The following is a 500-nucleotide window of genomic DNA, read 5'->3' on the forward strand; positions in this document are numbered from 1 at the left end:
TTTGCTTCCGAGTTTATCCAATCGAACGCTTTAAAAGAATTCATCGAGGAGAGAAAGAAAGAATACGACTTAATCCTTTTAGACTGCCCTCCGGTTGGATTGGTGACGGATGGAATAGTGGCTGCCTCATATTGCGATGGAACGATCTTAGTCTGCGCCTCGAATCGGAATGATCGGAAAGAATTGCTTCGAGTTAAAGATCAGTTAGAACAGACACAAGTGAATGTCATTGGAATTGTCATGACCATGATGCCAGTTCAGCGAAAATACTATAACAGCTATGGTTATCGCTATAGCGATACTCAAAAAAAGACAACACAGAAGAAAAAGAAGAATTCAATCCTTTCATCCATTATGAAAAAGAGTGATAAAAAGAAATGATCGATATTCATAGTCATTTAATCCCAGGGGTGGATGATGGAAGTCAAAGCTTGGAAGAATCACTCTCTTTATTGAAGCAAGCTGAACAGAACGGCATCACAGAACTGATTACAACACCG

The 500-nt window shown here is 39.6% G+C and carries 2 protein-coding genes; both read left to right on the forward strand.

Annotated features, from left to right (window positions below):
* A partial coding sequence (locus HOLDEFILI_RS19985) for a tyrosine-protein kinase family protein (protein WP_006061388.1) occupies positions 1-381 on the forward strand: 381 nt, incomplete at its 5' end.
* A partial coding sequence (locus HOLDEFILI_RS20585) for a CpsB/CapC family capsule biosynthesis tyrosine phosphatase (protein ID WP_006061389.1) occupies positions 378-500 on the forward strand: 123 nt, incomplete at its 3' end. The genes HOLDEFILI_RS19985 and HOLDEFILI_RS20585, both read left to right, overlap by 4 nt.

The sequence above is a fragment of the Holdemania filiformis DSM 12042 genome (genome assembly GCF_000157995.1).
GTDB lineage: Bacteria > Bacillota_I > Bacilli_A > Erysipelotrichales > Erysipelotrichaceae > Holdemania > Holdemania filiformis.